The sequence below is a fragment of the Cytobacillus sp. NJ13 genome (genome assembly GCA_030348385.1).
Lineage (GTDB): Bacteria > Bacillota > Bacilli > Bacillales > Cytobacillaceae > Cytobacillus.
In genome coordinates, this window is record JAUCFP010000006.1 from 1,839,868 (window position 1) to 1,864,110 (window position 24,243).

Annotated in this window: 27 protein-coding genes; 4 read left to right on the plus strand and 23 right to left on the minus strand. The window is 40.3% G+C overall.

The features are described from left to right. Nucleotides 1-29: 29 nt before the first annotated feature. From rsmH to QUF73_08895, 8 genes are all read right to left on the minus strand, one after another. Nucleotides 30-962 (minus strand): 16S rRNA (cytosine(1402)-N(4))-methyltransferase RsmH, encoded by a 933-nt coding sequence (rsmH, locus tag QUF73_08860; protein MDM5226324.1) that lies wholly within the window; start codon nucleotides 960-962, stop codon nucleotides 30-32. 111 nt (nucleotides 963-1,073) lie between these two features. Next, nucleotides 1,074-1,505 carry a division/cell wall cluster transcriptional repressor MraZ gene (gene mraZ, locus QUF73_08865; GenBank protein ID MDM5226325.1) on the minus strand — a complete coding sequence of 144 codons (432 nt, stop codon included), beginning with the start codon at nucleotides 1,503-1,505 and terminating at the stop codon, nucleotides 1,074-1,076. A 277-nt stretch (nucleotides 1,506-1,782) separates the two neighbouring features. Beyond that, entirely contained in the window at nucleotides 1,783-3,417 is a 1,635-nt protein-coding gene (gene bshC, locus QUF73_08870; GenBank protein MDM5226326.1) for a bacillithiol biosynthesis cysteine-adding enzyme BshC, read from the minus strand. A 143-nt stretch (nucleotides 3,418-3,560) separates the two neighbouring features. Then, nucleotides 3,561-3,956 carry a DUF3397 domain-containing protein gene (locus QUF73_08875; GenBank protein MDM5226327.1) on the minus strand — a complete coding sequence of 132 codons (396 nt, stop codon included), beginning with the start codon at nucleotides 3,954-3,956 and terminating at the stop codon, nucleotides 3,561-3,563. A gap of 15 nt (nucleotides 3,957-3,971) precedes the next feature. Further along, nucleotides 3,972-4,856 (minus strand): 2-dehydropantoate 2-reductase, encoded by an 885-nt coding sequence (locus tag QUF73_08880; GenBank protein MDM5226328.1) that lies wholly within the window; start codon nucleotides 4,854-4,856, stop codon nucleotides 3,972-3,974. A gap of 187 nt (nucleotides 4,857-5,043) precedes the next feature. After that, entirely contained in the window at nucleotides 5,044-6,585 is a 1,542-nt protein-coding gene (locus QUF73_08885; protein ID MDM5226329.1) for an acyl-CoA carboxylase subunit beta, read from the minus strand. Nucleotides 6,586-6,702: 117 nt separating this feature from the next. After that, nucleotides 6,703-6,915 carry an acetyl-CoA carboxylase biotin carboxyl carrier protein subunit gene (locus tag QUF73_08890; GenBank protein MDM5226330.1) on the minus strand — a complete coding sequence of 71 codons (213 nt, stop codon included), beginning with the start codon at nucleotides 6,913-6,915 and terminating at the stop codon, nucleotides 6,703-6,705. A gap of 15 nt (nucleotides 6,916-6,930) precedes the next feature. After that, nucleotides 6,931-8,274, minus strand: a complete 1,344-nt coding sequence (locus QUF73_08895; protein MDM5226331.1) for an acetyl-CoA carboxylase biotin carboxylase subunit — start codon at nucleotides 8,272-8,274, stop codon at nucleotides 6,931-6,933. A gap of 263 nt (nucleotides 8,275-8,537) precedes the next feature. On the opposite strand from QUF73_08895, the gene QUF73_08900 reads away from it, so the two are divergent. Beyond that, a complete protein-coding gene (locus QUF73_08900) occupies nucleotides 8,538-9,011 on the plus strand; it encodes an N-acetyltransferase (protein ID MDM5226332.1) in 474 nt (157 codons plus the stop codon). Nucleotides 9,012-9,088: 77 nt separating this feature from the next. Here the strand turns inward: QUF73_08900 and QUF73_08905 are convergent, their stop codons facing one another. The 4 genes from QUF73_08905 to QUF73_08920 all read right to left on the minus strand — a co-directional run bounded on the left by QUF73_08905 (nucleotide 9,089) and on the right by QUF73_08920 (nucleotide 11,569). After that, nucleotides 9,089-9,718: an RsfA family transcriptional regulator gene (locus QUF73_08905; GenBank protein ID MDM5226333.1), complete on the minus strand. Its 630-nt coding sequence runs from the start codon at nucleotides 9,716-9,718 to the stop codon at nucleotides 9,089-9,091. A 135-nt stretch (nucleotides 9,719-9,853) separates the two neighbouring features. Further along, nucleotides 9,854-10,612, minus strand: a complete 759-nt coding sequence (locus tag QUF73_08910; GenBank protein ID MDM5226334.1) for an enoyl-CoA hydratase/isomerase family protein — start codon at nucleotides 10,610-10,612, stop codon at nucleotides 9,854-9,856. Between the two features lie 140 nt (nucleotides 10,613-10,752). After that, entirely contained in the window at nucleotides 10,753-10,926 is a 174-nt protein-coding gene (rpmF, locus tag QUF73_08915; GenBank protein MDM5226335.1) for a 50S ribosomal protein L32, read from the minus strand. Between the two features lie 118 nt (nucleotides 10,927-11,044). After that, nucleotides 11,045-11,569, minus strand: coding sequence for a YceD family protein (locus tag QUF73_08920; GenBank protein ID MDM5226336.1), 525 nt, complete (start codon nucleotides 11,567-11,569; stop codon nucleotides 11,045-11,047). Between the two features lie 361 nt (nucleotides 11,570-11,930). On the opposite strand from QUF73_08920, the gene QUF73_08925 reads away from it, so the two are divergent. Continuing rightward, nucleotides 11,931-13,145 carry a nucleotidyltransferase gene (locus QUF73_08925; protein ID MDM5226337.1) on the plus strand — a complete coding sequence of 405 codons (1,215 nt, stop codon included), beginning with the start codon at nucleotides 11,931-11,933 and terminating at the stop codon, nucleotides 13,143-13,145. 121 nt (nucleotides 13,146-13,266) lie between these two features. On the opposite strand, the gene QUF73_08930 is transcribed toward QUF73_08925, so the two are convergent. Both QUF73_08930 and QUF73_08935 read right to left on the minus strand, forming a co-directional pair. After that, nucleotides 13,267-14,277, minus strand: coding sequence for a SepM family pheromone-processing serine protease (locus tag QUF73_08930; GenBank protein ID MDM5226338.1), 1,011 nt, complete (start codon nucleotides 14,275-14,277; stop codon nucleotides 13,267-13,269). Then, a complete protein-coding gene (locus QUF73_08935) occupies nucleotides 14,274-15,065 on the minus strand; it encodes a patatin-like phospholipase family protein (protein MDM5226339.1) in 792 nt (263 codons plus the stop codon). Before QUF73_08935 ends, QUF73_08930 begins: the two co-directional genes overlap by 4 nt. A gap of 349 nt (nucleotides 15,066-15,414) precedes the next feature. Here QUF73_08935 and ylbJ point away from each other — a divergent pair, with 349 nt between their 5' ends. Further along, nucleotides 15,415-16,632: a sporulation integral membrane protein YlbJ gene (gene ylbJ, locus QUF73_08940; GenBank protein ID MDM5226340.1), complete on the plus strand. Its 1,218-nt coding sequence runs from the start codon at nucleotides 15,415-15,417 to the stop codon at nucleotides 16,630-16,632. A 73-nt stretch (nucleotides 16,633-16,705) separates the two neighbouring features. Here the strand turns inward: ylbJ and ltrA are convergent, their stop codons facing one another. The 5 genes from ltrA to QUF73_08965 form a co-directional block, all read right to left on the minus strand. Then, nucleotides 16,706-17,965, minus strand: a complete 1,260-nt coding sequence (gene ltrA, locus QUF73_08945) for a group II intron reverse transcriptase/maturase (GenBank protein MDM5226341.1) — start codon at nucleotides 17,963-17,965, stop codon at nucleotides 16,706-16,708. Between the two features lie 631 nt (nucleotides 17,966-18,596). Continuing rightward, on the minus strand, nucleotides 18,597-19,076 hold the full coding sequence (gene coaD, locus QUF73_08950) for a pantetheine-phosphate adenylyltransferase (protein MDM5226342.1): 480 nt from the start codon (nucleotides 19,074-19,076) through the stop codon (nucleotides 18,597-18,599). A 60-nt stretch (nucleotides 19,077-19,136) separates the two neighbouring features. Then, the gene (rsmD, locus tag QUF73_08955; protein ID MDM5226343.1) at nucleotides 19,137-19,691 is read right to left on the minus strand and encodes a 16S rRNA (guanine(966)-N(2))-methyltransferase RsmD; all 555 of its coding nucleotides are present in this window, start codon (nucleotides 19,689-19,691) and stop codon (nucleotides 19,137-19,139) included. Nucleotides 19,692-20,031: 340 nt separating this feature from the next. Next, on the minus strand, nucleotides 20,032-21,444 hold the full coding sequence (locus tag QUF73_08960; GenBank protein ID MDM5226344.1) for a stalk domain-containing protein: 1,413 nt from the start codon (nucleotides 21,442-21,444) through the stop codon (nucleotides 20,032-20,034). 174 nt (nucleotides 21,445-21,618) lie between these two features. After that, nucleotides 21,619-21,933 carry a hypothetical protein gene (locus QUF73_08965; GenBank protein ID MDM5226345.1) on the minus strand — a complete coding sequence of 105 codons (315 nt, stop codon included), beginning with the start codon at nucleotides 21,931-21,933 and terminating at the stop codon, nucleotides 21,619-21,621. A gap of 129 nt (nucleotides 21,934-22,062) precedes the next feature. Here QUF73_08965 and QUF73_08970 point away from each other — a divergent pair, with 129 nt between their 5' ends. After that, nucleotides 22,063-22,452: a methylthioribose kinase gene (locus QUF73_08970; protein ID MDM5226346.1), complete on the plus strand. Its 390-nt coding sequence runs from the start codon at nucleotides 22,063-22,065 to the stop codon at nucleotides 22,450-22,452. Between the two features lie 40 nt (nucleotides 22,453-22,492). Here QUF73_08970 and QUF73_08975 read toward each other — a convergent pair whose 3' ends face one another. From QUF73_08975 to QUF73_08990, 4 genes are all read right to left on the minus strand, one after another. Continuing rightward, entirely contained in the window at nucleotides 22,493-22,768 is a 276-nt protein-coding gene (locus QUF73_08975) for a YlbG family protein (GenBank protein ID MDM5226347.1), read from the minus strand. 123 nt (nucleotides 22,769-22,891) lie between these two features. Next, nucleotides 22,892-23,332 (minus strand): YlbF family regulator, encoded by a 441-nt coding sequence (locus QUF73_08980; GenBank protein ID MDM5226348.1) that lies wholly within the window; start codon nucleotides 23,330-23,332, stop codon nucleotides 22,892-22,894. A gap of 59 nt (nucleotides 23,333-23,391) precedes the next feature. Further along, nucleotides 23,392-23,820: a hypothetical protein gene (locus tag QUF73_08985; protein ID MDM5226349.1), complete on the minus strand. Its 429-nt coding sequence runs from the start codon at nucleotides 23,818-23,820 to the stop codon at nucleotides 23,392-23,394. A gap of 172 nt (nucleotides 23,821-23,992) precedes the next feature. Continuing rightward, complete coding sequence (locus tag QUF73_08990) at nucleotides 23,993-24,235, minus strand: YlbE-like family protein (GenBank protein ID MDM5226350.1); 243 nt, start codon at nucleotides 24,233-24,235, stop codon at nucleotides 23,993-23,995. Between the last annotated feature and the right edge of the window lie 8 nt (nucleotides 24,236-24,243).

Genomic DNA, 24,243 nt, shown 5'->3' on the forward strand with positions numbered 1-24,243 from the left:
TTATTCTCTGCATGAGTATACTAAATCGCTTAAAGCTTCTCTGCAATTCTCAGTTTAGCGGACCTTGCACGATTATTGTGTTCCAGCTCTTCTTCTGAAGGCAGAATCGGCTTTCTGTTAATGAGCTTTATGATTGGTTTATATTCATCTGGAATAATCGGGAGGCCGGGAGGCAGATTTGGTGTTTCACTGGCTTTTTTAAAGGCAGCTTTGCAAATCCGGTCCTCCAATGAATGAAACGTGATCACGCTGATTCTTCCATTGGGATTTAATATGTCAATAGCCTGGTGCAGAGAATCCTCAAATACACCAAGTTCATCATTAACAGCTATTCTAATGGCCTGAAATACACGTTTGGCGGGATGCCCGCCTTTTCGTCTGGCAGGAGCAGGTATTGCTTCTTTTATCAGCTCAACCAGCTGGCCTGTTGTTTCTATCGGGGAAACTTCCCTGGCCGCTTCAATCTTTCTCGCAATTTGCTTCGAGAATTTCTCTTCTCCATATCTGAAGAAAATTTTCACAAGTTCACCATATTCCCAGCTGTTTACTACGTCATAAGCGGAAATGTCAGCGCTTGTATCCATTCTCATATCAAGCGGGGCATCATTATGATAGCTGAAACCTCTTTCAGGTGTATCCAATTGAGGTGATGAAACGCCAAGATCATATAAAACACCATCTACTTTTGAAACACCAAGGTTTGCAAGCTCTTCCTGAAGATACTTGAAATTACTTTTGATGATGGTAATTCTGTCACCATATTCAGACAGTTTTTCTTTTGCGTGTGCAATTGCTGTGTCATCCTGGTCAAATGCGTACAGCTTTCCCTTTTCAGACAGCTGGGTAAGAATTAATTCGCTGTGTCCTGCGCCGCCCAGTGTACAATCCACATACACTCCATCAGGATGGATATTTAAGCCTTCTACTGTTTCTTTTAATAGCACTGTTGTATGTTCAAACATTGTTGTATGAATCCACCTTTCCAATCCGAGAAGCACGAGACGCATTATAGGCATCTGGAGCTAAACAAATATCTTTGTATCATGGGAAATTATATTACTAAAACATTCCCATTATATATCAAACCCAATCATGTTTTCCGCAATATCAGCAAAAGATTCCTCTGATTCTGCAAAATAATCTTCCCAAAGATTTTTGCTCCATATCTCGATCCGATTGGAAACGCCCAGCACTACACATTCTTTTTCCAATTTTGCATATTGCAGAAGCGGGGAAGCAATATTTATTCTTCCTTGTTTGTCAATTTCACATTCAGTGGCACCTGAAAAGAAAAAACGGGTAAATGCACGGGCATCTTTTTTGGTAAGCGGAAGGCCCTTTAGTTTTTCTTCAAGCTGCCTCCACTCATCCATGGGGTAGCCAAACAAACATTGATCAAGTCCGCGTGTCAAAACAAATGTTTCACCCAAGTTATCACGAAACTTGGCTGGCACGATGAGACGGCCTTTATTATCAACGTTGTGATGGAACTCACCCATGAACATACCCACTGCACCCACTTTCTAACTCAAATGTACCACAATCCCCCACTTTCCTCCACATGTTTTTAATTATTCTACCACTTCATATAAAATCCTGCTTCCCATAAGGTATTCCCCCATTTTCCGTTCGTCTTTTTATTACATTTTCTTTAAAGTCTTTACTGTTTTTTCACAGATTTTCATGTGGGGGAATAGTCAGGAAATAAAGGGAATTCACCCCTTTCTCATTAAAAAAAAGACCTCATCCGCATGGAAAAGGTCCGAAGAATAATGGCGAATATTAAATTTTTATGACTTTGTGTGTCCCATCAAAATGAAAGGAGTAATCAATAAAATCTTCAAGGAAATCCATCCCATATTTATTAAGGTAATAGAGAACATTCCAAACTCTCTCCTGAGGAACTCCACCCGGCCTCAGGTAGTTTTCAGCTTTTTCATATTTCATAATGATTACTTCATGTTTTTGCTGGATGGATTTCTGGATTTTATTCTCCATGAAATCTATCTGCCTTAATAAAAGATCTTCATTTTTCTTTAACATAGGCAGAAGTGCGTGAACTTCATTCATTGTAAGCTCTTCGATTAGCTCATAGTTTTGTTTTACTTGAGCTTTTGTTTTTCGGAATTGGGCTTCTATGCTTTCATTTTTAATACTCCTCAGATACTCATCTTTCTCTGATTCCGTGCCAGATACAAGCACGCCCTGCAAATCAAGTCCTAATTCTCGCAAATCACTTTCCACAGACCTTTCTAAGATAGTGATATTTAAACGGGGCATGATAGGAGGCATTTTCATTCCAAACCATTCAAATGCCATTTTTAGTTCAGCCCAATAGGCAATTTCTCCTGGCCCGGCAATAAAGGAAAGAACCGGAAACAGGCATTCCTGTGTGATGGGCCTCGTCACCACATTATTGCTCAGTCGTTCGGGATGATTTTCTGCAATCTCCAGAAGCTCATTCATTGTGAACTCGTGAGTATGTTCCTTACCCGTAAATACCTTTTTCTCCTGATTGAACTCCAAAAGTATTCTTTCCTTATGCTTTTCGTCATAATAAAATAGGTTAGCAGCACTTTCACTTATGTCGATGGCATTTGGAAACCCAGCATTCTCTAAATTTTGCTGCTGGCTTTTCACACGTTTTGTAATATCTTCAAAACCTTTGATCTGTTTGCCAAAAATGCTGCTTTCAAGTCTGCGAAGCTTTTGGTCACCGGAATCAACCAGAAGAAGCCCTGTTTCTTTAAATAAATGCATGATAATGCCGGCAAAGAACTCCACATAGGTTTGAGAATGCATAATGATTTCTTCTAAACTCAGAAGCAGATCTTTTGTATGTTTCGTCTCTCCGAAAGTCTCAATGATGTCTTCCACCCACGCCCTGCACTTTTCACGGTTCAAAGGGATATTTGAAACCATCTTCTTCTCTAAAACTTTTTCAGGATATGTCATTTTTTCCATTTTATGATTCTTCTCGATGAAAATATGATTTACTTCCTGATAGTCATGATCTTCCCCCGCAATCCAGAATACCGGAACAACAGGAATTCCCAGCTCACTTTCCTGCTGTTTTGCAAGATTTATGATTGAGATGATTTTATGTATAGTATAAAGAGGTCCCGTCAAAATTCCTGCCTGCTGCCCTCCGATAATCACTGCACTATTTTCTTGCTTCAGCTTCTTAAGTGAGTCATGAACAGCCGGGGAAGAAGGAAATCGATCCATAAACTCTCCAATATATTGAGAAAGTTCATTTCTCATAAACGACCGGCCCCTCAGTTCAGCTAACCGTGCTTTATAATCAGAGTCAGAATTATAACGATAGTGAAAAAACTGCATAATTTCTTCTGTTTGTGCAATATAATCTGTTGCAAACCGGTTTGTTGCCGGCAATGAGAGATTAAGAATCTCCATTAATGAACTTCCTTTCTCATAGCTGATCAATTTTAATTTTCATCTTATGAGTATAGCATTGTCTTAATTGAAAAGAAAAAAACTTTGCTTACCTAAATGCTTTAATTCTAAATGTAAAATAATTATGTTCTCAGACCTGCTTACTATGGAATAAAGACAACAGAAGTTACCCTTTGAACGAGCCCAATTAACATCAGAACTATATAAGCGGTGAAATAGAGTAAAAAATTGAATCTCCAGAACCCTTTGAATAAGATACGCAGATTGATCTCCTGCTTAATTCTCCAATGCATGATAATAAAAGTGACCGCTGTAATCAGCAGGGATAGGACTATCATCCATAAATAGGATTTATCCCAGATTACGATAATTAAATAGTGAACCGCCAAAATAAATAATAATGTGCTGACATCCAGGGCAATATGTACAGATCTTTTGTGTTTTTTAGTAATTTGTTTGCTGATAATAAAAACAGCCAGATATCCGAGCAGCGGTATGGTCACCAATGTTGCAATTAGGCTTGAGAACACAGTGTTCAACTCATTTCCCCCTTTTTACTCCCTGCCTTTGATCTGACAATAAAGACTTTCAGAATATGGAGCAGACATCTTCTTCTTTTCAGCTTCCTCCAGGATATAGCCTAAAATAGCATCTATCTCTGTTTCTCTGCCTTCTTCGATATCCTTAAGCATTGAGGATCTGTTCATCCCGGTTTCCTCACAGACACTTTTTACATGGGTTAATGCACCTGCTTTATCAGGAATATCTAATATGGCACTTACCTCTTCAAATAACTTCAAAAATAGCTGATGATAATATTTATTTGCTAAGAGGTCACCATTTCTCACACGGAGAACTGCAGTGAGCGGATTTATAACACAGTTTACGATTAATTTTTCAATTAGCATTCCCTTGGGATTTCCGACAAATTTAAAAGGAAAATAACAAGATGCCGAATCGGATATTTTCGATAAAAGTTCCACATTTCCCTTTAAAGCAGCCACTTTGGTGACCCCAATCCCAGTATGCAGCACTATGTCAGGCTCTGACTTTAAAGCACCATGCTCTACACTGCCCACATAAAGATTATCCGCTTCAAGCATTTCAGCCCACTTCAAATGCCCCATGCCATTTTGCAAAAATAAAAATGATCCAGACTGGCCAGCAGTCATTTCCAATAAGTCCTTTACAACTTCAGGTATGCTGTATTGCTTAACCGCAATGATTGTTAAATCCTCTTCCCCCTTCCATTCTTTAAAATGAAATGCATTGACGGGGGCATTGCTGAGAATGCCTTTTCTCTCGATTGTAAGTCCTTTTATGCGCAGCTTTTGCAATTGACTATCGTTTCTAATATAAACACGCACTTCATGATTTTCATTCAAATAATGGGCAAACAGAAGGCCAATGGCGCCTCCTCCGATAATAGCTATTCTCATAACAGACTCCACCATTTTTACTTTTTAAGTATATTTTAACAAAATAAGATAAATTCATGGGTAAAATGGAATGTTTTAATCGTTAATACCAATATTTATTTTCTTAATTCCATTTTTCATCAGCTAAATCCTTTAAAAAAATCCCTTTTTCGAAAATCGAAAAAGGGATTTTTTAAAGGGTAAAGTATTAAACTGGATAAACCGGATGTTTGCGGACGCTGAATGTCAATTCTTTAGTCTCATACAGATTAAAACGGTTAATTAAAACATTTCTTAATTCTGAAGGTGCAACAATATCGTCAACAATTAATTCAGAGGCAAGCTTATAGATATCAATTGTTTCTTTATATTCCTGCTGTTTTTCCTGTACATATTTAACCTTTTCTTTCGGGTCTTCAATCGCATTGATTTTATTGGAATAAACCGCATTTACTGCTGCTTCAGGACCCATTACAGCGATTTGTGCTGTAGGGAGGGCTATACAGCAATCAGGTTCAAACGCTGGCCCAGCCATTGCATACAATCCGGCTCCATATGCCTTTCTGACGACAACTGAAATTTTCGGCACTGTTGCAGAACTCATCGCAGCAATAAGCTTTGCACCATGCCGGATAATCCCCGCTCTTTCAACCTTAGTCCCAATCATAAATCCAGGGACATCTGCAAGGAATAATAGCGGAATATGGAAAGCATCACAAAGCTGAATAAATTTCGCTGCTTTATCAGCAGAATCTACAAATAAAACCCCGCCTTTAACTTTTGGCTGGTTGGCAATAATCCCTACAGGCCTCCCCCCTATCCGGGCAAGTCCCGTAATGAGTTCCGCAGCAAAAAGTTTCTTAATTTCAAAAAAGCTGCCTTCATCAATTAAGGAATCAATGCACTCATACATATCAAATGGGGCATTTTGATTTTTAGGGATAATTTCTTCAAGGCTGCGGCCGGATTTGGGCATTACCGCCTCGAGCTTCACTGGTTTTTCTTTGAAGCTTGCAGGGAAGTACGCCAAATATCTTCTTGCTGATTCAATAGCCTCTTCTTCACTATATGCAAGCACATCACCACAGCCGCTGACAGAACAATGCATGCGGGCGCCGCCCATTTCTTCCAGGGTGACCTTCTCCCCTATAACCTTTTCCGCCATCCTTGGCGAACCCAGATACATAGATGCATTTTGATCTACCATAATAACGATATCACAAAACGCAGGGATATAAGCTCCGCCTGCAGCAGAAGGTCCAAAAAGCAGACAAATCTGCGGTACCATGCCCGAAAGTTTTACCTGGTTATAAAAAATTCTTCCTGCTCCGCGTCTATTCGGGAACATCTCAAGCTGATCCGTAATACGGGCACCGGCAGAGTCAACCAGGTAAAGAATCGGAACTTTTAACTTTTCTGCCGTTTCCTGTATACGGATGATCTTTTCAACCGTCCTCGCACCCCAGGAACCGGCTTTTACTGTGGAATCATTAGCCATTACGCAAACGGTCTGGCCATTTATCCTTCCAACTGCTGTTACAACCCCATCTGCCGGAAGATCACTTTCCTGGCAGTTCGCAAACTTGCCATCTTCCTCGTAGAATCCGTCATCAAACAGGAGTTCCAGCCTTCTTCTGACAAAGAGTTTGTTTTGGGCTTCATTCTTTTCATGATATTTTGGATGTCCGCCAGCTTCTATTACCCTGCTTCTTTCCTGCAGCGTCTCAGTTAATGTCTTTGCAGTGGTCATTTCCATCCTCCTAAAATATGAATTTTCCATACTTCGTTAAACTTGCGTATTGCTGCAAGGAGCAGACGGGGCTCAGCGCCAGCTCCCCAGTCACTGGATATCCATGTCCCAGCCTTCTTATTCGAATACGATTAGCACATCGCCTTCATTAACAAAATCTCCTATGCTTACCTTCACTTCAGCTACTTTTCCAGCAGCTTCGCTTTCAACCGGAATCTCCATTTTCATTGATTCAAGCATTAATACTTCCTGGCCTGCATTAACCTCCTGACCCGCTTCGACCAAAACATTCAATACAGTACCTGCCATTGATGATGTAATTTCTTTCATTGAAATTTCCTCCTTTTAGTTAACGGCAAAAGCCTTCTGCGCTAGAAATGATGTAGAATAATTCCCTTTACGGAAATCTTCGTCTTTTACTATTTCTTTAAATAATGGTGCATTCGTTTTAATGCCTTCAATTTTCAGTCCATCAAAGAATTGCAAGGCCTTTTCTATCGCTTCATCTCTTGATTGGCCATAAATAATGCATTTTGCGATCATTGGATCATAAAATGGGCTGACTGCCGTATTTGAAGCATATCCATAATCAACGCGTATTCCCGGGGAATCTGTCCATTCAAATTTAGACAATTTGCCGGGAGAAGGCATAAAGCTTACGGGATCCTCAGCATACAGCCTAAATTCAATTGAATGGCCAACCTGCTTAATACTATTTTGCTGCAGCGCCAGCTTTTCACCTCTTGCTGCAAGCAGCTGCCACTCTACAAGATCCAGCCCAGTTACTTGTTCAGTTACGGGATGTTCAACCTGAAGTCTTGTGTTCATTTCAAGAAAATAAAAGTTCTCCTGCTCATCCACAATAAATTCAATTGTTCCGGCATTTTTATAATTGACTGCTTTGGCAGCTGTCAAAGCCGTATCATACATCTTTTGTTTTGTTTGCTCTGAAAGGAAAGGTGATGGTGATTCCTCCACTACTTTCTGATGTCTCCTCTGAATAGAGCAATCTCTTTCAAATAAATGTACGATATTCCCATGATGGTCACCAAACACCTGTATTTCGACGTGTCTGGCATTCTCTATATATTTCTCGACAAATACTTCATCAGAACCAAAATAGGCTTTGGCACGGGCTTTTGTGGAGTCGAAAGACTTAACGAGCGCTTGCTCATTTTCACAGCGCACCATTCCAATACCTCCGCCTCCGCCGCTGGCCTTCAGCATAACTGGATAGCCCATAGAATCTGCAAGCATGCATGCTTCCTCAAGTGTGGATGTTCCCTCTCCGCTTCCTGGGACAACCGGTACTCCCGCTTCCTTCATGGTTTTGCGGGATACAATTTTATCCCCCATTAATTCAATGGTTTCTGGATCTGGTCCAATAAAAGCAATCCCCGCATCAATTACAGCTCTTGCAAAGCCGGAGTTTTCTGATAAAAATCCATATCCAGGATGAATTCCATCCACATTTTCATTCTTTGCAATTTCCAGAATGGCGTCTGTCTTTAAATAAGATTTATTAACAGGCGGTTCACCTATACGGAAAGCATATGTAGCTTCTTTAACAAATGGCAGGTCTTTGTCTGCATCAGAATATATGGCAACTGTCTCAATTTCCATTTCACGGCAGGTTTTTATTATCCTTAAAGCAATTTCTCCCCTGTTGGCAATCAGAATTTTTCGCACAATCGGTCCCCTTTCTCATTGTAGTAATCCTGCAATAATATATATTTCTACAATCTTCTGCCTATTTCCTGCTGATTTTGTAAACGCTTTCTGTTTTTTGTAAAAAAACTAAAAATATATTAAGTTTTTCATATGTGCAGAATTTTTTGTTTAATTGTTATATAATAATAGACATAGAAAAAACCTTTCAACTATTAGGAAGGCATTATAAAGCGGTTACATCTGCAGAAGTCCGATACACCGATGGCTAAGGGGGAGATTTTATGAACTATAAAGTTGAAAAATTAAAAGTAAATTATAAAACACTGGAAGAGTTTAAGAAATTTAAAGAGTATGGACTGCAGGAGCTTTCCATGCTTGAAGACCTTGAAGCTAATATTATTGAAAATGACAGTGAGTCGCCTTTCTACGGCATTTATTTTGGAGATAAACTTGTAGCACGCATGAGCCTTTACCAGATAGAAGCAAGATTCGACCGATATTTCGAACCCGCACAGGATTATTTGGAGTTATGGAAGCTTGAAGTCTTGCCTGACTATCAAAATAAAGGCTATGGCCAGACACTTGTAGAATTTGCCAAAGGATTTGGACTTCCTATTAAAACAAATCCACGCGTAAAATCGAAAGCCTTCTGGGAGAAAATAGGATTTGAACCCGTCCATTATGATATGGAACGCGACCTGGGAGAGAATCCGCTGGCCTGGTTCCCTGCAGGGGTTAAAGAACAAACCCATTAAGCTGCTGCCTACTAAAATTAAGGCATTAAATAAGCGGACTATTATTGTCCGCTTATTTCTATTTATTTACGATTCATCTACTTCTCCACCTTCTCAGGCTTTATATCGGGATTCACAGTAAAATTTAGGTTTTTGTGGCGGGTGCCGTCTTTGAGACCGACAAGCTTTCTTGCACTTTCCATAATTTCTACCAGTGCTTTGTAATCCTGCTCCATCGTATTTAATTCTTTAATTAGCTTTTCATTTTGAGCTGCCAGGTAGTACATTTGCTTCTCAAGCTCCTGAATGCGTTTTTTAGGATAAGGATCTTCTGAGACAGGCTTCTGAGCATTTTCATATAACTCTTTCAGGAAAGAGACTATTTCCTCAAACTCGATAGTCCTTTTATTTGCCTGAACTGAGTTTTCATTTCTTCTTTCTTCTTTTTCCTCTGGAACAGCAGGAAGCTCATGTTCCCTTTGGGCAGCCTGCGGGCTTTTCTTCATTTCTTTTCTCTGCTTTTTTGCCAGTTCAATTCCTGATTTATATTGTTTTCTTACATAGGAATTCCAGCGAAATCCGCAGGCAGCCGCGGTTCTGCTTAACTGTTTGCCAACTTCTTCAAATGCCTGAAGCTGAGTTCCTCCTTCACGTATTTGACGGAGCACAACTTCTGCAAGCAGTAAATCTTCATCTTGAGACCAAGCATCCTGACGGGTTGAAGACATCAGTGTATCCCTCCTAGTGTTTTTCTTTATACATATGCCAATGCTAGAAAAGATAGACTGATATCATATTATAAAGTGTAACTTTATTCATCCCCAGGAAATTAATGGTTTTTCGCTTATGTCGGAAGAATATGCTTAAGGCTTATTCAGGAAACTGTCAACTTTATTATGGTGCGCTTCTCCCTCCCATAAAGCCGAACAGCGACGAACTTCTTGATCAATTCTCTCTTCCAAGCCAGCTGCAGTCCACTTTTTTACAAGAAGGTCTTTATAAGCTACCAAAACCTCACTCTCAAGCCTGAGCATTCTTTCCAGAAAGCTCTTGCACCCGTTGATTGGATCCCCCTCAAAGACAGAATGTATGAAACCTAATTCTTTTAATTCTTCATCAGAATATAATTTTGCTTCCATCAGCATTCTCATGGCATTGGCAGGAAGCATCTTTTCCATAATGATGGAACCGCCGCCCCAGCCGGTTGTTATGGCTAAAGTTCCCTGGATAAAACCGGCTTTTACTCCTGCATTGGCAATCCGGTAATCACATGCAGCAGCCAGCTCACACCCGCCGCCGACAGCTGTTCCATTCAATATGGCAATAGTCGGTTTTGGCAAGAATAGTATTTTTTTTAAAAGACCAGCCATTCTGCTTAGCATTCCAAATGCTTCATCTTCTGTCTTTAAGCTGTGAAAGGAAGATAGATCACCTCCTGAGCAAAAAGCATGGTCTCCCTCACCGGTAATCGCAAGTGCCTTAACTGTTTTCTCACCTGCCTTTTGAAGTGCGATCTCCAGACCATCCATAACTTCATAGCTTATGGCATTTCTTTTTTCAGGCCTGTTAATCTTAAATACTAAAAGTCCATTATCGAATTCTTCAATTATGTAAGGGTTCATGGCTGCCTCCTTGTATTTGGTTAAACTATTTTTAATATTAGCAAAAATATACATAGACTTGTACTTATTGATGAGCCAAATCAATGCCAAAAAACGACAAAAGCACAAGAACTAAGTTCTTGTGCTTTATATCTAAAGGATTAGTCGTTAACTACTTCTTTTCCTTTGTAAGTTCCGCAAGCTTTGCAAACGCGGTGAGCAAGTTTCATTTCACCACAGTTTGGGCATTCTACCATACCAGGAACCTGTAATTTAAAATGGGTACGACGTTTTCTCTTCGCAGTTTTAGATGTTCTTCTAAAAGGTACAGCCATTCTTCCCACCTCCTTAAAGAGTATTAGAGGATGTCCATAGGAATTGGACACACCCATTAAGAAAGTTATGAAGGCCAGTGCAAGCTGGTGTCTTCAAGTGCTTCTTGTTTTTCTTCCGTTATGAATCGGAAGAAGGATCATTCTGATCAAAAAATTGAGCAAGTCCGGCAAGACGAGGATCTACTTTATCCTGTTTATCCTGCTCCTGAATGACCTCCCAATCCTTTCCGGATTGAGGAGCTCCTTCTTCACTGCTGTCTTCGCAGAAAACTTGCATTGGGACTTCGAGTAAAAGGATCTCATGAAGGATCGGATTTAAATCAATCACATCTCCTTTTACCTGGTGAACCTCCTCTGCAGTCTCATAATCAAGACCTTTTAAGAGGAAAGTTTCGGTTGTTTCAACATTAATTGGATAATTTACGTCAACTAAAGTACGAGAACAAGGCAGTATTAAATGACCCTTTATATTTAAATGAAAAGTCACTTTGGCAGAATCGATATCCGCACGGCCCGTCACATGCATTGGTGATGCACCGCGTATTTCCGGATTCAATTTCATGACCTCATCAACATTGACAGTTTCATCAATGGGAAAATCCTTGCTTCGATATTTTTGTAACTGACTTAAAGTCCATTTCATACGAATCACCCCAAGGCAACAAAGGTAATTATAGCCTTCCTATAATTATTTGTCAATATTTTTTCTTTACACTATAATGTAGCTAATATCATACTATTGAAGGCTTCTTCAGTAAAAAAGTTTTTGCAGGATTTAAAGATTTTGTTTCTTAAATTAAATTTGTATCTTTGTACTTCGTGAACTGTCTAGCTCCAGCGCCTACCCCCTCGAGGTCACAAGCCAATCCTCCCAATAAGGCAAAGAACGCCTTTCTGGGAGGCCCGTCTTGTGCTTGTCGGGGGTGGGCAAGGCGCTTCCGCTTTTCTTTTTAATACTTTTTCCATTACATATCTTTTTAAACCTTTTCGAGGAGTATGTCAATATGAATGCAGCAGGTGTAATTGTAGAATATAATCCTTTTCATAATGGCCATGCCTTTCATTTGGAGCAGGCAAAAAAAATCTCAGGTGCAGAAACCATCATTGCTGTCATGAGCGGCAACTTTCTGCAGAGGGGAGAACCTGCATTACTTTCCAAATGGAAGCGTGCAGAAATGGCGCTAAGAGCTGGTGCAGATATTGTATTTGAGCTTCCATTCCAGTTTGCAGTTCAGCAGGCAGATATTTTTGCTAGCGGAGCTGTATCCATTTTAGAAGCGGCCGGCTGCAGGAGCTTATGCTTCGGAAGCGAATCCGGCAATATGGAAAGCTTCCACCAAACTTTATCATTCCTGGAAGAACATAATGCCGACTATCAAGAAAGGGTCAGAGTGCATCTGGATGCGGGCTTTAGCTATCCAAAAGCAACCTCCATGGCCTTCCTGGATCTGAATCCCGAAGGTGAATTGGTTGACCTTTCAAAACCAAATAATATTCTTGGGTTTCAGTATTTAAAGTCAGCCCGCAGACAATATTCATCGATGGAACTTTTTACAGTTGCAAGAAAAAGCGCAGGATACCATGACGAACAATTTACTTCAGATTCCATAGCAAGTGCGACAAGCATCAGAAAAGCACTTTTTTCAGGGAATGGAGAGATTGAATGCATTCGCCAATATGTTCCGGAAACTACATATCAAGGTTTACTTCACTATAAAAAAGAGTTTGGCGGATTTCATCAATGGGAACAATACTGGCCTTTCTTAAAATTCCGTCTGGTTCATCTTCAGCCAGAAAAGTTAAGGGGGATTTATGAAATGGAGGAAGGCCTGGAGCATAGATTTCTAACAGCAGCACTCCAGGCAGAAAGTTTTCAGCAGTTTATGGAAAAGATTAAAACGAAGAGGTACACCTGGACAAGGCTTCAGCGGGCTTGTGTTCATATCCTCACAAATACAGAAAAAACAGAGATGCCCAATAAACCATTAAGAGCAAAATATCTGCGTCTTTTGGGGATGACCAAGAACGGCAGGAAGTATTTAAACATGCATAAATCCGACTTAAAATTGCCGCTGATTTCAAGAATTTCTTCACATAATGCACATCAGCTGCATTTGGATATAAAAGCTTCCCGGGTATATGCAATGGGTATAGATGGTGCTCGGGACAAAACTCTAATGCAGAAGGAATTTAATCAGCCTCCTATTATGGTTGATTAAATCATGAACGTCTTTCTCTTTAATTTAAAAACAGTTAGCTGAAGTTTGTCAGAAGATAATAATGAAAAGCCAGCGGCATTCTTGATTGCCGCTGGCTTTTCGCTGCTTGGTGCAAGCCCTTTTAATCCAGGCTCCTTAAATATTCCACTGCGTCATCAAAGGTATCTACAGGAACGATTCTCATATCGGTCTTGATATCCCTGGCTGTTTCAGCAGCTGCTTTGTAATTGGAGTCCTCTGCTCCTTTTTCATTAGGGGCAAGGAAGATTTCTGCTCCGGCTTTGTCTGCGGCCACTATTTTTTGCTCGATGCCGCCTATTCTTCCGATTGTCCCGTCCGAATTAATCGTTCCTGTGCCAGCTATTTTATAGCCTCCTGTCAAATCTTCTTTTATTAGCTGATTATAAATTTCAAGTGAAAACATCAGTCCTGCAGAAGGGCCGCCAATTTCTTCACTGTTAATATTCACAGCTGGTTCGACCTCTATTTCTTTGTCGTCAACCAGGGTGATTCCCACGCCCGGCTTTCCTGTTTCTTTAAGTTTCTTTAATGGAATCGAGGTTTCCTTAATCTTATCCTGGCGTTCAAAGGTTAATGTTATTTCACTGCCCTCCTGCTTATTGGAGACCGTGCTGATAAATTCATCAGAGGATTTGAATTCCTTGCCATCCACTTTAAAGATGCGGTCACCAGCCTGCAGTTTTCCGTGAGCAGGCATATCAGGCAGCACATTAAGGATATATACGCCGTTATAATGATAATGAATAGGTATGCCCGCTTTTTTATAAGCCGTTTCAATGGCAGCCAATTTGGAAGTTGCCATGAGATGCAGCTGCCGTACATTATATTCTTCTTCTGTTTCATTTTCGGAACGTATTTCTTCCACAGGATATAGTTCCTGATACTTGCTGAATTTAGCAGCTACGTATGCATATATGTTAGCCCGGCCCATTCTTACGGTCGTCAGCATGAATGTACCTTGTTCTTCATTCCCGTTTTCGACCTCAATAATTGGCTCCAGTTCTTTCGCCATACCTGGCTTTGATACATAATAAGGCAGATAATAAAACGAACTGACCAGAAGAATAACTGCCAGAATCAAGAAGGAACGGGTATAAAACTTGCTTCTCATCTATCAGGATGCTCCTTCCATTTAGTTATGTAATGATGAATACTGTCAATATGCTTTTTTGCTTCCTCTTCGCCGATTTTGATGATTTCTTCAATATTGGTAAATGCTCGGGAACTATACATTTCCACCCGGGGCCTGATCATAAAATCGGAAGCAATTTCACGGTGAGTAACCAGCTCCATCTGCATGATATCCAGACTTTGCATGATTACGTCATAGATTGAAGTGATTTCCGCATTCGATTTTACATGTGATACATCGATGGCGATGATAATATCAGCCCCCATTTCTTTAACAACAGACACAGGAACCCTGTCCACTACTCCTCCGTCCACTAAAAGGCGCCCATTTAATCTTTCAGGCACAAATATGCCTGGGATGGATATGCTCGCCCTTACAGCATCGGAAATGGGACCGCTTTTAAAAACAACCTTTTCTCCAGTCATTAAATCAGTAGCCACAACATTTACCGGAATATCGAGATCTTCAAGATTTTTTCCATGGGTAAATATACGGATCAGTTCCTTTACTCGTTTACCCGCAACAAAACCCATTTTAGGCACCGTGAAATCTAAATAATACTTCCTTTTAAATGCTTTGGAAAGCTTATATAAACGATCAACATCTAGCCCGGCCCCATAAAAGCAGCCTACCATTGCACCCATGCTGCTGCCGGCAATATAATCAATCGGTATGCCGGCTTCCTTCAAGACCTTGATGGCACCCAGGTGGGCGAATCCCCGAGCTCCTCCCGAACCAAGTGCCAAACCTATTTTCGGTCGCTGCAAAAGACTCCCCCCTCAAAATGCCAATGGCCGATTAGAACTTTTGCCTTCAGGTTATTCTATTCTTTTTATTTCCAAAAGGAGCATAGAATAAAAATCTTCAGCTGAAAATTCATATATGCCTGTACCTAATTCTATGGTCTATTTTAAAGTTCTATGAGTATATTGAGTTATATGGGGACAAGACTTGACAGCTAAAATTTGATCCTTGTATACCTTTGTTTCGTTTATTCAAGTGACATTTAAATTAAAAAGGCCAGAGAAAATATATATTCACACGCTTCTTAATTTTACCATTTTACCATTGTTTAAAATCATTGCACAGTCAGTACAACTTGAGGGAGGCTTGTCCGTGTTTCGTTCCAAATTAAAAACGGTTACTCTTGCACTCTCTGTAACCTTAATGGCCATCTCATTAATTTCCTTTCCCCAGGAATCGGTTGATGCATCAATCAGGGGATTAAATATGTGGTGGGAAATTGTATTTCCCTCATTGCTGCCCTTCTTCATTGTATCAGAAATGCTGATCGGCTTCGGTGTAGTAAAATTTATAGGGGTACTCCTTGAACCTTTGATGAGGCCTTTATTCAGAGTACCCGGAGTTGGAGGGTTTGTTTGGGCAATGGGGATGGCTTCAGGCTATCCCGCCGGTGCCAAACTGACCGCAAGACTGCGGCAGGAAGGACAGCTCTCAAAAACAGAAGCAGAGCGCCTGGTTTCTTTTACTAATTGTTCAAATCCTTTGTTTATCTTCGGTGCTGTATCGGTTGGTTTTTTTAATAACGCCAAGCTTGGTGTGATATTGGCCCTGGCTCATTATCTCGGCAATATTACCGTCGGTTTATTAATGAGGTTCTACGGAAAAACAACCAGGCAGCCTCCCCCTGGTGCAAAGAGGTCAAAACCATCTATACGGGCAGCCTTATCAGCCCTACATCGGACAAGAATAAAAGATAATCGCCCGATAGGCAAGCTTCTTGGGGATGCAGTCATGTCATCCATCCAAACACTTTTGATGATTGGCGGATTTATCATATTATTCTCTGTTATTAACAAACTTCTATTCCATATTGGAATCACAGCATTTCTTGCTAAAGGCTTAGAAGCTGTATTGTCAATATTCAGTCTGCCAGCAGAATTGAGCATCCCATTCATTTCCGGCTTATTTGAAATAACACTTGGCAGCCAGATGACAAGCCAGGTTCAGCAGGCAACATTAATGCAGCAGGTCATTATTGTCAGCTTCATACTAGCATTCAGCGGATTTAGCGTGCAGGCCCAGGTAGCAAGCATCCTGGCCCAAACTGATATTAATTTCAAGCCTTTCTTTTTCGCAAGAATCGTTCATGGCTTTGCAGCTGCCTTTTATACATTCGTCCTTTGGCAGCCAATTTATGAACGTTTTTACAATACGGAGCAGCCATCCAATGCCATTCCGGTCGGGTTTTTTGAGAAATATTCATTTTTGGGCAAATTATTAGATGAAATAGCCGCTTCAGGACCGCTTATCACCATACTTGCACTTTTGGTATATACTTTTATGCTCGCCAGGCGTTTGGATAAGAAGTAATCGAGTAGGAGGGGGTGACTAACCCCCGACCTCTCACACCACCGTACGTACCGTTCGGTATACGGCGGTTCAATTAAGTTTGACGTAGAAATTCATATCTTTGATATAGACTTTTAAGCCCTCGATTACTCCAGTAGGAGTTATCGAGGGTTTTGTGTAGGATTGGACTAGAGGCTATTCTCCAATATTTCTTTCTGGAGTTTCCCCATTCGTATGCCTTTTGGTCAGTGACACCTAGACCTTTGAGTTTTCTTACTCTTGTCCTCGGTTTCTTCCATTGTTTCCATTCAATCATACGAAGTCTTCTTCTAATCCACTCATCGAATTCTTTAAATTTACTTGGTGTATCAGCCAATGCAAAATATCCACACCATCCCGTTAGATATTGATTTAGTTTCTCGATTCTAACTTCCATAGGAATTGGTTTAGAACGGGAGGTTAACTCCCTTATTTTAGTTTTAAGCTTTTTGATACTTTCATTTGCTATTCGAACCTTCGGTATCTTATTAAACGTAAAGCTAAAGCCAAGGAACTTTCGTTTCCACGGGCGATCAACCGCTGATTTTTCTCTATTTACTTTAAGCTTTAATTTCTGCTCAATGAAGCATGTAATCGAGTTCATCACTCGTTCTCCAGCTTTCTTCGATTTCATGTAAATATTACAATCATCGGCGTAGCGGACAAACTTGTGACCTCTCTTTTCTAGCTCTTTATCGAGCTTATCCAGAAGGATATTCGAAAGAAGAGGGCTCAGAGGACCTCCTTGTGGTGTCCCTTCTTCTGCATCATGGACTACACCATTTATCATGATTCCTGCTTGGAGATATTTCCGTATCAATTTCAAGACCAATCGGTCTTGGATTTTACTTGCCATTATCCCCATCAATTTATCATGATTCACTTTGTCAAAGAATTTCTCCAAGTCCATGTCAATCACCCATCTATAACCTTCACTTATAAATTCCCTTGCTTTACGAACAGCGTCGTGAGCTCTTCTTTTTGGTCTAAATCCATAACTATGTTCTGAGAAGGTTGGGTCAAAAAGCGGGGTTAGAACTTGGGCGATGGCCTGTTGGATGAACCGGTCTGTCACGGTAGGTATTCCTAGTAACCTTACTCCACCGTTCGATTTCGGGATTTCGACTCGACGGACTGGGTTAGGTTGATAGGTACCTTTCCTTAAAGAGTCACAAAGGGTGTCCCAGTTCTCATAAAGATGTCTTCGTAGGGATTTTACGGACATTCCATCTATGCCGTGACTCCCTTTGTTCTTCTCCACACGTTTAAGTGCTTCTATTAAGTTTTCCCGTGACAGAATCAGATCCATTAACATGTGATATTTCCTTTCGACGTGAACGTAGAAATCTAATTATGTTATTCCTGCTCCACCCTCATGAAGTCCCCTGTGGATTCACCACTTCCTCCTTCAAGTAAGTCCTTTCGGATTGTCTGCTTCTACACAGGAATTGTATGCCTAGTTTCTCGTTCTTCCTAATTGTTCAGTCCTTCCCTTACCGTCTCGAGTTGGTAAGGTACTATGACCTCTGCTGACTTCTGATTGTTCAGCTATCTATCATTAGATAGGTTACCAAGTGTACTTGGCGTTTCAATCAGACCTCCCCGGGTAAGAGTACAGTCTTTCCCTCCATCTATCTGCTCCATTTACTCTGTACCACCTTCGGCAGTAAGGATTTCGTTTTGATGTGCAAACTCATCCAATGGTACCTAGCCTTATATGAAGTTCGTGTTCCTCAGACCGGAGGTTTGCCGCTCGCTTCCTTCAGATTCCGCGTCACCGCGGACACCCTTGCGTTAAGCTAACCACTACTACTGCCTTCATGGCTCGGGACTTGCACCCTATAGACTGCACCCATGCCGGGCGCACACAAAAACGGGTACCTATATCAGGCACCCGTTTTATATTATCGCAGGACAATCAGAAGGAAAAGACACTCGCTGATTGATTATTGAAACTTGTTCTTAAGAGCTTTTTCTACAGTGTCAGGAACCAGTTCTGATATGTCCCCATTATATTTTGCCACTTCTTTCACAATGCTTGAACTTAAGAACGAATACTGATTATTAGTCATGATAAAAAATGTTTCCACTTCATCATTTAAGACTCTGTTCATGGATGTTATCTGCATTTCATATTCAAAATCAGAAACAGCCCGCAAGCCTCGGATGACAGCATTCGCATTAACAGATTTTGCATAATCCATCAGCAGCCCCTGAAACGAATCAACTTTAACATTTTTAAGATCCCTTGTAACTTCTTCTATCAGCTGAATTCTTTCTTCAACAGTAAAAAGAGGTTTTTTTGAAGAGTTATTCAACACAACTACATAAACCTGTTCAAATACCTTTGCCGCTCTCTTAATAATATCCAGATGGCCATAAGTTATTGGATCGAAGCTGCCTGGACAAACCGCAATGCCGCCCATTGATATCCCCCTGTCATGTTCTTATTATGTATCGTTTTCCATAAGCATTCTAAGTATGTATTATTCTGCCCAGCTGTAGATAGAGATAGATATTATCCCGTAATTTTCATGTTTCCGCTGAACCAGTCTTCCGAATGTATCAGGGAGTTCTACATCAGAACCATGTTCGCACAGAATCGTTCCCTGACCCGAAAGCAAATCATTCTCATCAATTACCTTCAGAAGCTTAAGAAGCTGCTGCTTGCGGTAAGGCGGATCAAGAAATATATAATCGAAAACCAGATCTCTTTTTAATATTGCCTTAATGGCACGATCCGCATCATTTCGATACACTTCCACCTTTTCTTCAAAACCGCATGTCCGAATATTTTCATGGATGGTTTGGATGGCCTTTCCGTCCCTATCGACAAAAATGACCTTGTCTGCTCCTCTGCTGAGGGCTTCGATGCCAAGACCGCCGCTGCCCGCAAATAGATCAAGGCCAAGGCCCCCGTCAAAATACGGCCCAATTATATTAAAGATAGCTTCTTTTACTTTATCAGTCGTCGGACGGGTTGAACTGCCCGGAACAGCTTTCAATATCTTCCCTTTTCTTGTTCCTGATACCACTCGCATACTATCACCGCTAACCTGCAAAATTTTAATTTTCCTGCCTGTTCAGATGGGAAAACTGCTTTTTTCTATCCTATCCTACCATATCTTACAATTGGTAGCCACCCGGCAAATTGTAAGCGGAATCATCAGCTGGAAAAAAATATAGTATGAAGTGTATATCCATAAGGATTGTGGAAATAATGTAATTAACAGCATCTATTCGAGGATGTTGTTGCCAACCGCGGAGAAGACTTACGTTTCCCCATAAGTTCTTCCTCCGGTTTCTCCTCTCCCTTTGCCTTCTATCCTGAAAAGGATATAGAAGGACCCTGCAGTTATCTGCAGGGCTTTTTATTTTGATTTAGTCCGGTTCAGCTTTCAGCTGAATCTCTCTTTCTCCTTCTTCAGCAGTCACTCCGAAGAGTGATTTAAACCATTGGATTTCCATAAATACGGTTCCGTTTTGATTGGTTAATGGATTTTCAAGCAGTCCATAGTCTTCTTCATTATAAATGAAAACATTTTTATTTAAGTAAAACCGATAACTGTTATTCCCTTTTGACAAAAGCATCGTTTCCTCACTGGATAGGATCTTAACTTCAAATCCTAATGCCTTCATCGTAGCTGCAAATGGAAGAAGCCTCTTTCCATCCCTATAGATTAAATCAATGCTTGCTTTCTCAGCACCAGACACCAATAGCTTTTTTTCTTTCTGGAAATACAGAGGAACAAATGGAGCATCGCTTTTGGTATTCATCGTGAAAAAATGTGTGTTAAGACCTTTCACATCACTTAAGAGCTTGTCCAGCTTTTCTGCATTCAGAGAATTCACCTTTATTACTTGCATAAGAAAGGCTTTCAGCTCATCTTCGGTTAACTCGCCCTGCAGTTCCTGCAGGACCGCGCTTCCTTTCGAAGAACTGGGTTTCATATCTAATAAGCCTGCTGTGAAAACATCGATTACCCAGGTTTGAGAGTCCTCTGAAAACTTTCTTTGAAACAGTATAGTAATAAGATTTTTTTCCAGCTGTGCAATCTTAGTGCGAGGAGAGGTAATAAGGATATTTTCATCTTTATATTCAGGGTATTGATCAGTAAAGATAATCGTCAAGAATGGCAAATCTCCAATCTCATTTAGTTTCTTGAAATTGAAGCTGGCTGCCTGGATTTCTTCTGAGTATACCTCTGCGTTGTTAATATCTTTCTTCAACAGCGGTTTTTGCTGCCAGTAAAGAGTTGGAACATTCCCTTTGCCCTCGAAATAATAATAATTGATATGATCTAATTTCTTTCGGGCTTTTAGCCGGATTCCCGCAGCCCACGAACCCTCTCTTTTGAAAGAATCCGAAATAGTTATGGACAAGCCTTCAGCCTTTTGGCCGGGAAATTTCACAAACCAATCAGTTAACAATAATGCTTTATTTCTTTCATTTATCGGTACAGTATACTCAAATATCATCTGATCATCAGAAGAAAAAAAGGTAAAAGGATTTTCGTCTGCTGAATCACAGGCTTCTCCGGCTCCATTCTTGCATTTCCATTTAAATAGAGTGTTGGGGATAACAAGCCTATATTCTTCTTGTTCCATGAGTCCGTGTATCTTTTGGGTGATTTTAAGTTCTTTTTGACGTGTTTCAACTATGATTTCCTGTGTAATAGCCCCGGAACTCTCCAAGGCAATCGCATGCTCAGAATAAGCCTGCCACTGCCAAAACAGCATGCCTGAAATGATTCCAGACAAAATAAAAAAAATAAGTAAGGATGCCTTCCACATTGCTATGCCCTCTTAATCAATTTTCTTTTAACCTAACAATACCAAAGGGAAGGTCATCCGTCACATTTATTTTGTATAAATTGTATGAAATTTCATCTTATATGCCCGGAAGAGTTTTTCAGGAAACGCAGGTGCAAGGATCATAAAATTTCTCGCCACATTCCTCAGTTCATTTTATGCAAAATCAAAGTCCATACCATGATCTGAAATACCGCTCACATCACCAATACTCATGCAGGTAAATGCCCAATCACTAAATGATACACCTTGTGACGATATAAATTCTTCAAGTTCGCCAAGGTTCAGGGAAAAGACATCCATATTATTAGCTGCTGCCAGCATCCCTTTTGCACTGAGTGCTGCGATGATGGAGACCACAACAAAACCATTCATATGATGAATATGCCTTTTTTCAATTGCAGAAATATCCGACTTTACTAAGTATGCTGCCCATAGAAGAAATGTCATCGAAAGAAAAAGGTAAAGCATTCATTCACTCTCCCCTCTGCTTTTTAGGTGCTACTTCTATTTTTATGCTGAAAATGATAAAGTATGGATGGACAAAAGGCATTTTATTTTTAAGAAGTGAATGCTAAGAGTTTTAAGGGGGTTCTAATTTTGATACAGCGTTTTATAGAAATTGGTGAAGGATACTCTGATATTTATGAATTAATTGAAATCGCCCGGGCAAATAAGCATCGATTGTCCCACATGGCTGCTTTCCATACGAGCATTGATAAAAAAGAAGTGGCCTCCCTGGCAGTCATACTGAAGCCGACAGACCCTGGCGGATTTCAGCCCTTATATATTTGCCGGGAAGGGATACCGAATCCAAAGGCAGCACCAAATAAACGATATGAATTATTCGCGGATGCTGCGGAAGACTTGAATAAGGAAATTATTCAGCTGACAGTAAAGCCTTCTGTTATTTTTAATGAAAAGGAATTATATTTTCAGTATTTGATTGGGATTTTAAGGCTTAATCACTATATTGCTCCGCTGCAATAAAAGATTTCACAAAAAGGCATGAGCTTATGCTCACGCCTTTTTAGATTCCCATTTTATAATCATATTCTTTAGCCTTGTCCGGTTTGGAATTTTCAAATTCCGTTTTAAGGAACGGCTTATAGGATGGCTCCACTTTTTTAACAAAAGAGTAGGAGTTTATCTTCTCCATAATTGTTTCCGTATCGGCAAGATCACAATATAGCACTACATATTTCAGCCGTTTTGAAACATAATGCACATTTCCAAATCTTCTTAACATTTTCGCCTGTTTTAATGAATAAAGCCATACAATTATTCCTTGCCTTTGACCAAGCATATAGTTTTCCCCTTCAGCGATCGTTTGTTTTATTTAGTCTAGCATAGAAAAATGACAGTTTTCAATGGGAAGGTTCAAACTGTGTACTAATCCCAAAACAAAAACCAGCATATGCTGGTTTTTTTAAGCAGAACACCCACAGCTGCCCCCAGAACCGCAGCCTCCTCCGCAGCTTGATTCAAAGAAGGGATTGCCGGCAGGAACTTTAATATGTTCAGAAACAGAACGCCCTATCAGCATGCTTACCTCATCCAGCAGGTTTTGCAGGCCAGTTTCGGCTCTTCTGAATTCTGCCACATGGGCATCCATATCCATGTCGCGCTTTAGCTCCCTTATGGACATCATCACTCTTTTGTATTCAGGATGATATTTGCCAAATCGCTGAACTTCTTCATACAGTTCTTTCATTTTGACAAAGTCCTGTATCTTCCTTTGTGTTTCACGGCTGTTCTTTAATTTATATAAACTTTTGCGGTAATGTTCCGCTTCCTCAGATTCAGTAATCATCGCTGCAAGTTCGTCAGCTTTGTCCAAAATAGCCATTCTTTCTAATGTAGCAAGCAAAACAGCTCACCTCCGTTTCTTATTTTATCATGAAACGGTTTAAAGCTAAAGCAAGTAAACTATGGGATCACCACAATAAACTCTCTTTTTGAAGATGCTTCATCACTGTTGCCTTTTATGAGCTCCAGTCCAATTCGATGCTTGCCTGATGGAAGTCCTTTGACTATAAAAGCAGCTGAATGGATTTCATCTTTCTTCTTTCCGTTTACATACAGCAGAATTTTGCCCTTTTCTTTGCTGCTTTGTTTCCTAAAGGAAACATCCTGCACAATGCATTCAACGAAAATGTCTCTTCCTTTCACCTGGTGCCTGACAAAAAAAGGATCTTTGGCTGCGCTTTCCACGCCTGAAGGAGCCATTAGAGATGCTGCTTCAACTTCTTTTACCGGACTGGCTTCCATTTTTGTTTCTGGTTCTGGTATATCTTTCTGGCATGCTGCAAGTACAAAAATAACCAGCAATAAGAAAATGCATTTTTGCCTTTTCATTATTTTACACTCCTTAATGATGTCATCCGTAACCATCTGATAAAGATAGTGTTTGCCCAGCAGCTTATTTTTACTCTGTAATTATTAAAGTGACAGCGCCTTGCCCACCACTGACACAAGTCAGGTGCTTGACAGAACAAATAAAAAGCTCTCTCGGGTACGAGAAAGCTTCCTAACTGGATTGAGAATTCATAGCCTGAAACATGCTCATCATCATGGAAGCCATTTGCACTCCATTAGTAAACTTTTCAACTTGGTGGGGAATCGTTTTTTTGTAATAATGCAGCGCGGCCACTTCAAGAGATTGAATTTCATTTGGATTTCTGCTCAGTGTTCTATACCAATGAGGCTGCTCACGTATAAATTGCTTTAGTTCCTTTTTTTGTTCAAGATACTCGACAATATCTTTTCTCATCTGTTTAA

What these genes read in the sequence shown, in the direction of transcription:
- rsmH (MDM5226324.1), bottom strand. Translation starts at nt 962, where the DNA reads ATGTTTGAACATACAACAGTGCTATTAAAAGAAACAGTAGAAGGCTTA.
- mraZ (MDM5226325.1), bottom strand. Translation starts at nt 1,505, where the DNA reads ATGTTCATGGGTGAGTTCCATCACAACGTTGATAATAAAGGCCGTCTC.
- bshC (MDM5226326.1), bottom strand. Translation starts at nt 3,417, where the DNA reads ATGGAGATTCTTAATCTCTCATTGCCGGCAACAAACCGGTTTGCAACA.
- QUF73_08880 (MDM5226328.1), bottom strand. Translation starts at nt 4,856, where the DNA reads ATGAGAATAGCTATTATCGGAGGAGGCGCCATTGGCCTTCTGTTTGCC.
- QUF73_08885 (MDM5226329.1), bottom strand. Translation starts at nt 6,585, where the DNA reads ATGACCACTGCAAAGACATTAACTGAGACGCTGCAGGAAAGAAGCAGG.
- QUF73_08890 (MDM5226330.1), bottom strand. Translation starts at nt 6,915, where the DNA reads ATGAAAGAAATTACATCATCAATGGCAGGTACTGTATTGAATGTTTTG.
- QUF73_08900 (MDM5226332.1), top strand. Translation starts at nt 8,538, where the DNA reads ATGAACTATAAAGTTGAAAAATTAAAAGTAAATTATAAAACACTGGAA.
- QUF73_08905 (MDM5226333.1), bottom strand. Translation starts at nt 9,718, where the DNA reads ATGTCTTCAACCCGTCAGGATGCTTGGTCTCAAGATGAAGATTTACTG.
- QUF73_08910 (MDM5226334.1), bottom strand. Translation starts at nt 10,612, where the DNA reads ATGAACCCTTACATAATTGAAGAATTCGATAATGGACTTTTAGTATTT.
- rpmF (MDM5226335.1), bottom strand. Translation starts at nt 10,926, where the DNA reads ATGGCTGTACCTTTTAGAAGAACATCTAAAACTGCGAAGAGAAAACGT.
- QUF73_08920 (MDM5226336.1), bottom strand. Translation starts at nt 11,569, where the DNA reads ATGAAATGGACTTTAAGTCAGTTACAAAAATATCGAAGCAAGGATTTT.
- QUF73_08925 (MDM5226337.1), top strand. Translation starts at nt 11,931, where the DNA reads ATGAATGCAGCAGGTGTAATTGTAGAATATAATCCTTTTCATAATGGC.
- QUF73_08930 (MDM5226338.1), bottom strand. Translation starts at nt 14,277, where the DNA reads ATGAGAAGCAAGTTTTATACCCGTTCCTTCTTGATTCTGGCAGTTATT.
- ltrA (MDM5226341.1), bottom strand. Translation starts at nt 17,965, where the DNA reads ATGTTAATGGATCTGATTCTGTCACGGGAAAACTTAATAGAAGCACTT.
- coaD (MDM5226342.1), bottom strand. Translation starts at nt 19,076, where the DNA reads ATGGGCGGCATTGCGGTTTGTCCAGGCAGCTTCGATCCAATAACTTAT.
- rsmD (MDM5226343.1), bottom strand. Translation starts at nt 19,691, where the DNA reads ATGCGAGTGGTATCAGGAACAAGAAAAGGGAAGATATTGAAAGCTGTT.
- QUF73_08960 (MDM5226344.1), bottom strand. Translation starts at nt 21,444, where the DNA reads ATGTGGAAGGCATCCTTACTTATTTTTTTTATTTTGTCTGGAATCATT.
- QUF73_08965 (MDM5226345.1), bottom strand. Translation starts at nt 21,933, where the DNA reads ATGCTTTACCTTTTTCTTTCGATGACATTTCTTCTATGGGCAGCATAC.
- QUF73_08975 (MDM5226347.1), bottom strand. Translation starts at nt 22,768, where the DNA reads ATGCTTGGTCAAAGGCAAGGAATAATTGTATGGCTTTATTCATTAAAA.
- QUF73_08985 (MDM5226349.1), bottom strand. Translation starts at nt 23,820, where the DNA reads ATGAAAAGGCAAAAATGCATTTTCTTATTGCTGGTTATTTTTGTACTT.
- QUF73_08990 (MDM5226350.1), bottom strand. Translation starts at nt 24,235, where the DNA reads ATGAGAAAAGATATTGTCGAGTATCTTGAACAAAAAAAGGAACTAAAG.